This is a genomic window from Promicromonospora panici (genome assembly GCF_900608595.1).
Classification (GTDB): Bacteria; Actinomycetota; Actinomycetes; order Actinomycetales; family Cellulomonadaceae; genus Promicromonospora; species Promicromonospora panici.
This window is the reverse complement of record NZ_UWYY01000056.1, coordinates 1-752: the sequence shown is the minus strand read 5'-3', so window position 1 is coordinate 752 and position 752 is coordinate 1. Positions and strand designations below refer to the sequence as shown.

Below are 752 nucleotides of genomic sequence, written 5' to 3'. Positions count from 1 at the left end.
GCACGCGACTTGAGCTCGTCGAGGTCGCGGACGACCTCCGAGCGGAAGAACTCGTCGTCCTCGAGCGCCGGCTCGTACACGATGACCTCGACACCCTTGGCCTTGATGCGCTTCATGATGCCCTGGATGCTCGAGTCCCGGAAGTTGTCCGACCCGGACTTCATCACCAGCCGGTACACACCGACGGTCTTCGGGCTGCGGCGCAGGATATCGGCCGCCACGAAGTCCTTGCGGGTGGTGTTCGCGTCCACCACCGCGTTGATCAGGTTCTGCGGCACGTCCGCGTAGTTGGCCAGCAGCTGCCGCGTGTCCTTGGGCAGGCAGTAGCCCCCGTACCCGAAGGACGGGTTGTTGTAGTGCGACCCGATCCGCGGATCCAGGCCCACACCCTCGATGATCTGCGCCGTGTCCAGGCCACGGGTCACCGCGTACGTGTCCAGCTCGTTGAAGTACGCCACCCGCAGCGCGAGGTAGGTGTTGGCGAACAGCTTGATCGCCTCGGCCTCGGTGGGGTCGGTCAGCAGCACCGGGGCATTCTTCGTGATCGCGCCCTCCAGCAGCAGGTCGGCGAACTTCTTGCCCCGTTCGGACCGGTCACCCACCACGATCCGCGACGGGTGCAGGTTGTCGTACAGCGCCCGGCCCTCGCGCAGGAACTCCGGGGAGAAGACGATCGCCGCGCCGTCGTGCTCCTCGCGCATCCGCTCGGTGAAGCCCACCGGGACCGTCGACTTGACCACTACCGTCGCCTC

The 752-nt window shown here is 66.5% G+C and carries 1 protein-coding gene; it reads right to left on the bottom strand.

What is annotated here, in order from left to right:
* On the bottom strand, positions 1–752 hold a 752-nt coding region (locus EW117_RS29255; RefSeq protein ID WP_129790236.1), incomplete at both ends, for a nucleotide sugar dehydrogenase.